This window comes from Wenjunlia tyrosinilytica (genome assembly GCF_014646055.1).
Lineage (GTDB): Bacteria > Actinomycetota > Actinomycetes > Streptomycetales > Streptomycetaceae > Wenjunlia > Wenjunlia tyrosinilytica.
In genome coordinates, this window is sequence record NZ_BMMS01000088.1 from 1 (window position 1) to 6788 (window position 6788).

Below are 6788 nucleotides of genomic sequence, written 5' to 3' on the forward strand. Positions count from 1 at the left end.
GCGGCGGGGGAGTTGGGTTGCCCGGAGTACTGGGTGCGGCATGTCCGTGAGGCCGTGCGGTTCGCCGACGGCATCCGCAGCCTGGAGGACCGGGGAGTCACCCGCTACCTGGAACTCGGTCCCGACGGCACCTTGACCGCTCTCAGCCGAGCCTGCCTGCCCTCGGAGGGCAGGCTCGTCACGCCCGCCCTGCGTTCCGGCACCGCCGAGGAGTTGAGCCTGATCACGGCGGTCAGCGAGTTGCATGTGACCGGGCACTCCCCGGACTGGTCCGCCCTTCTGCCCGTTGGCCGCAGGGTCGATCTGCCCACCTATGCCTTCCAGCGTCAGCGCTACTGGCTCGAGTCCGCCGAACCTGCGGCCCACCCGGACGCGCATCCGGCCGACTCCGCGTTCTGGTCGGCCGTCGAGGGCGGTGACATCCAGCGGTTGGCGGACCGGCTGGGCCTCGACCAGACCCTGCTGGATCCCGTCGTCCCCGCGCTGTCAGCCTGGCACCGGGACAGTCGGCAGCAGACCACCGCACAGTCCTGGCAGTACCGGGAACTGTGGCGACCGCTCGACCAGAAGGCCGCCGGTTCCCTGTCCGGCACCTGGCTGCTGGCCGTCTGCGACGAGTCGACGGTGGATGAGGCTGTCGTGGAGTCGGCGGCAGCCGTCAGGAGCGCCATCACGGCAGCCGGTGGAAGCGTGACCATGCTCCATCTGCCTGCCGGGGCCGATCGTGAGGCCGTTGCCCAGGCGGTCGGTGAAGCACTCGGGCAGGACCCCGGCCCCGTGCGGGTGCTCTCGCTGCTCGGGCTGACCCGGGCCCGTCACCCCGTCCACCCCGAGGTGCCCGCCGGGCTCGCGCTCAACACCGTGCTCCTCCAGACGCTCTCCGAGTCGGCGGTACGGGCCCGCCTGTGGATGGCCACCCGGGGTGCGGTGTCGGTCGGGGCCGCGGACCGGCTGGACCATGCGCTCCAGGCGACCACGTGGGGCTTTGGGCGGACCGCCGCGCTGGAGTACCCGGACCGTTGGGCCGGTCTGGTCGATCTCCCGCACCGCCTGGACAAAAGGGCATTGACCCGGTTGAGTGCCGCTCTCGCGGACCCCGAGGGTGAGTCGGAACTCGCCGTACGGGAATCGGGTGTGTTCGCCCGCAGGCTCGTGCGCGCCACCGGAGCCGGCCATGTCGACGCGCCCACGGCCTTCTGCCGGCCGAACAGCACGGCGCTGATCACCGGCGGCACCGGGACCATCGGCGCCCATATGGCGCGGTGGCTGGCACAAGAAGGTGTTCAGCACCTCCTGCTCGTCAGCCGGCGCGGTCCCGAAGCGCCCGGTGCCGACCTGCTCCGGGCGGATCTGGAAGCGCTCGATGTCCAGGTGACCGTCCTGGCCTGCGACATCGCCGATCGCGCCGCGCTCGACGCGCTGCTGGCCTCGATCCCCGAGGACCGGCCGCTGAGCGCCGTGTTCCACACGGCGGGGGTGCTCGACGACGGCGTTCTCGCCTCGATGGACGCTCGGCGGTATGCGGCGGTGCTCCGCTCCAAGGTGGACGCCGCGGTCAATCTCCATGAGGCGACCCGGCATCTCGACCTCTCGGCCTTTGTGCTGTTCTCCTCGATCGCCGGTGTGCTCGGCTCGGTCGGACAGGCCGGGTACGCGGCGGGCAACGCCTTCCTCGACGCGCTGGCTCGTCACCGCCGGGCACAGGGGCTGGCGGCCGTGTCCGTCGCCTGGGGTCCCTGGGCCGATGGCGGAATGGCCGCGGACGCCGCGGTCGAGACCCGTATGCGTCGCGGCGGTCTGGCGCCCATGGACCCCCGGTCCGCGCTCACCGCGCTGGCTCAGGTGCTCGGCCAGGACGACGCCTGCACCGTGGTGTCGGACATCGACTGGAGCCGCTTCGGCGCCGGGCACACCAGCGCGGCGTCCGGCCTCCTGCTGAGCTCGATCCCCGAGGCGGCGGCACCCGTGTCCATCGCCACCGGCACGACAACCGGTGGCAGCCTGAGTGAGCAACTCGACGGCCTCGGTGCGACGGAGCGCAAGCAACTGCTCCTGAGGCTGGTCCGCCGGAGCGCCGCCACGGCTCTGGGACATCCGGGGCCGGAGTCCATCGAGCCGACGAGGACCTTCCAGGACTGCGGGATCGATTCGCTGACCGCCGTGGAGCTCCGCAACTCCCTCGCCTCGGCCACCGGACTCGCCCTTCCGACAACGCTGGTGTTCGACCACCCCACCCCGCGGGCTCTCGCCGATCACCTGGGTGCGGAGCTGCTGGGCGACGAGTCGGCGGCCGCAGAGTCGCGGCAGAGCGCGGGCTCCGTCGCCGGCCTCCACGACGAGCCGGTCGCGATCGTGGCCATGGGCTGCCGACTGCCGGGCCGGATCTCCTCTCCCGAGGAGTTGTGGGAGCTGCTGGCGGCCGGACAGGACGCGATCACGCCCTTCCCCGACGACCGCGGGTGGGACCTCGACGCCCTGTACGACCCGGATCCGGAGTCCGCGAGACCCGGAACGACCTATGTCCACGAGGGCGGATTCGTCCTGGACGCCGCCGACTTCGACGCCCAGTTCTTCGGAATATCCCCCCGCGAGGCGCTGGCCGTCGACCCCCAGCAGCGGCTCCTGCTGGAGGTGGCGTGGGAGACGGTGGAGCGCGCCGGGATCGACCCCAGATCGCTCCGGGGCAGCCGGAGCGGGCTGTTCATCGGGTGCGGATACCAGGGCTACGACGCGGCGTTCGCCGAGGTTCCCGAGGACATCCGGGGGCATTTGCTCACAGGCGGCGCCGGGAGTGTGGCCTCGGGACGGGTGGCCTACACCCTCGGCCTGGAGGGACCGGCGGTCACGCTGGACACGGCGTGCTCGTCCTCGCTGGTCGCCGTGCATCTCGCCGCGCAGGCGCTGCGTTCGGGTGAGTGCGATCTGGCGCTGGCCGGCGGTGTGACGGTGATGTCGACCCCCGGTGCCTTCGTGGAGTTCAGCCGACAGCGTGGTCTGGCCCCGGACGGGCGGTGCAAGGCGTTCGCGGAGGCGGCGGACGGCACGGCCTGGGCCGAGGGTGCCGGCATGCTGTTGCTGGAGCGGCTGTCGGACGCACAGCGCAATGGGCACACCGTGCTGGCGGTGGTCTCCGGTAGCGCGGTGAACCAGGACGGCGGGTCCAATGGCCTGACCGCGCCCAATGGTGCCTCCCAGCAACGTGTGATCCGGCAGGCCCTTGCCGGTGCGGGACTGTCACCCACGGATGTCGATGTGGTGGAGGCGCATGGGACGGGCACCACCTTGGGCGACCCGATCGAGGCGCAGGCCCTGCTGGCCACCTATGGGCAGGGACGTGAGCCGGGGCGGCCCCTGTGGCTGGGGTCGGTGAAGTCCAACATCGGGCACACCCAGGCCGCGGCCGGGGCGGCGGGCCTGATCAAGATGGTGCTCGCCATGCGGCACGGAGTGATGCCGCGGACCCTGCATGTGGATGCGCCCTCCTCCCACGTGGACTGGTCGGCGGGCGAGATGGAACTGCTGACGGAGCAGCGGGAATGGCCGCGCGAGGCCGAACGCCCCCGCCGTGCCGCGGTGTCGGCCTTCGGCATCAGCGGCACCAATGCCCATGTGATCATCGAACAGCTCGCCGCGCCTGCTCGGGAAGCCGCCGTGGGGACCGATGGGGCGCCCTCTCCCGCCCAGGTGCCGTGGGTGGTGTCCGGCCGCGGTGAGGCGGCCCTGCGAACGCAGGCGGCACAGCTGGTCGCCCACATCGAGCAGCACCCCGGTCTGTCGATCGCCGACCTCGGATACTCGCTGGCGGCCACCCGGTCCACGTTCGAGAACCGAGCAGTTGTCATCGGCGACGACCGGGACAGCCTGCTCGACGGGCTACGGTCGGTGAGCCGAGGGGAATCGACCGCGAGCACCACGGTCGGGGCCGTCACGACGGACGGCGCGGTCGCGCTGCTGTTCGCGGGACAGGGCTCACAGCGGCCCGGCATGGGACGGGAACTCCATGACGCCCATCCGGTCTTCGCCGACGCCTTCGACGCGGTGTGCGCGCGGATGGACGGCGAGTTGGGCAGGCCCCTGCGTGAGGTGGTCTTCGGCGAGGACGCCGAACTGCTGAACCGGACGGAGTTCGCACAGCCGGCGCTCTTCGCGCTGGAGGTCGCCCTGTTCCGGCTGGTGGAGTCCTGGGGAGTGCGGGCCGACTACCTGCTGGGCCACTCGATCGGCGAGTTGGCGGCGGCTCATGTGGCCGGAGTGTGGTCGCTGGAGGACGCCTGCCGCCTCGTCGCGGCGCGGGGGCGGTTGATGCAGGCGCTCCCGGCGGGTGGGGCCATGGTCTCGCTGCAGGCGTCCGAGGCCGAGGTGCTGCCGCTGCTGGAGGGGCGTGAGAACGAGGTCGGCCTCGCCGCTGTCAACGGCCCCGGCTCGGTGGTGGTCTCCGGTGAGGAGACGGCCGTTGAGCTGATCGCCGCGCACTTCCGTGAGCTGGAACGCAAGGTTGCGCGGCTGCGGGTGAGTCATGCGTTCCACTCGCCGTTGATGGAGCCGATGCTCGAGGAGTTCCGCCAGGTCGCGCTGAGCGTGGCATATGGGACCCCGCGTGTGGCGATCGTCTCCCACCTCACGGGCGAGGCGGCCACACCGGACGAGCTGTGCTCCGCCGAGTACTGGGTGCGGCAGGTCCGCGACGCGGTGCGGTTCGCCGACGCCGTCCAGGCCCTGGAGGAGCGCGAGGTCGGCCGGTTCCTGGAGCTGGGGCCGGATGGCACACTGACCGCTCTGGCACAGGCATGCCTGGACAGCCCCGGCCTCGTGCTGGTCCCGGCGCTGCGCAAGGACCGTCCCGAGGCGGGCGCCGTGCTGTCGGCGATGGCCGAGATGTTCACTCACGGCACGGACATCGACTGGACGCCGCACTTCCCCGGAGCTGCGCGCGTCGACCTGCCGACCTATGCGTTCCAGCACCGCCGCTACTGGCCGCGGACCTCGGACGCCGCTCCCGGCGATCTCGGCGCCGTGGGTCTCACCCCGGCCGGCCACCCCCTGCTGGGCGCCGCGGTCAGCATGGCGGACTCGGGCTCGACGGTGTTCACGGGGCGTCTGTCCGCGCGGTCCCAGCCCTGGCTGGCCGAGCACGTCATCGCCGACGCGATCCTCCTGCCCGGCACGGCCTTTCTCGAACTGGCGGCTCACGCGGCGGACCAGCTCGGCTGCGGACAGGTCGAAGAGCTCACCCTGGAGGCGCCGCTGGTACTGCCGGAACGCGGCGCGGTGCGGCTCCAGCTCGTGGTCGCCGCGGCTGATGACGAGGGCCGGCGATCCCTGAGCATCCACTCGCGACCGGATGACCCAGAGGCGGAACAGCAGCCCTGGACGCGGCACGCCGGAGGGTCCCTTCTCGCCGAGGCCGCGACGGCGTCCGCGGATCTGACCGTCTGGCCGCCCGCCGACGCCACACCGGTGACCACCGAAGGACTGTATGAGCGGCTGGCCGGGATCGGCTTCGACTACGGGCCGGTGTTCAGCGGGCTCAGAGCCGCGTGGCAGCGCGGGGACGAGCTGTTCGTCGAAGCCGGCCTGCCGGAGGAGGCGGTGCCCGAAGCGCGGCGCTTCGGACTCCACCCGGCGTTGCTCGATTCCGTTCTGCACGCGGTGGGCGCCTCGCCGACCGCGCAGACCGCCGACGAGACGGGCCGGGGAAGGATCCCGTTCGCCTGGACCGGGGCGACACTGCACGCCTGGGGGGCCTCGCTGCTCAGGGCACGGCTGTCCTGGAAGGGGCCCGACACGGTCGGGCTGGACCTGGCGGACGCGTCCGGCCGACCGGTGGCGACCATCGGCTCACTCACCCTGCGCGCGCTGTCGGCGGACACCCTCGCCGACTCCCGGCCCGCGCTGCCCGATGTGCTGTATCGCGTCGACTGGGTCCCTGCGCCCGTCGCCGACGACCGGGCCGCGGCGGTGGCTGATGTCGTCGACATCTCGGACGTCACCGATCTGGCCGCGCTCGCGGGCCGGGACGGGGACGTTCCCGCGCATGTGGTCGTGCGGGTGGACCATTCGGACGGCGATCCGGCGCGCACGGTGGCTGGGCGTGTGTTGGCGCTCCTCCAGGGGTGGTTGGCGCACGAGCGGTTCGGGGCTTCCCGCTTGGTGCTCGTGACCGAGGGCGCGGTGGCCGTCGACCACGGTGCGCCGGATCCGGTCGCGGCATCCGTGTGGGGTCTGGTGCGGGCGGCTCGTGTGGAGAACCCCGGCCGGTTCGTGCTGGTGGACATGGACGGCGCGGCGCGGTCGTGGAGCGCCCTGGACGCGGTGCTGGCCTCGGGCGAGCCGGAGGCCGCGGTGCGCGACGGCGCGGTCTGCACGCCGCGCTTGGCGCGGGCCACGGCGCGGTCGTCGGTTCTTGAGCCTCCGGGCAATGCGGAGACCTGGCGGCTGGACATCGCGGAGAAGGGCACACTGGACGGCCTGGCGCTGACGGCCTGCCCGGAGGTGACGGCCGAGCTCGGGGCCGGTCAGGTGCGGGTGTCGGTGCGTGCGGCGGGGGTCAACTTCCGCGATGTGCTGAACGCCCTGGGGATGTACCCCGGTGACGCCCGGGACTTCGGCCTCGAGGGTGCGGGAGTGGTGACCGAGGTCGGTCCCGGTGTGGTGGGGACAGTGGTCGGCGACCGGGTGATGGGGATGTTCTCCGGGGCCTTCGGCCCGGTGGCGGTCGCGGATGCTCGCACGGTGGTGCGGATTCCGGCGGGTTGGTCGTTCGCTCAGGCGGCGTCGGTGCCGATCGT

The 6788-nt window shown here is 72.4% G+C and carries 1 pseudogene; it reads left to right on the forward strand.

Annotation, left to right across the window (positions count from 1 at the left end):
- Window positions 1-33: 33 nt before the first annotated feature.
- Window positions 34-6788, forward strand: a pseudogene (locus IEY86_RS35280) (SDR family NAD(P)-dependent oxidoreductase); the annotation flags it as partial.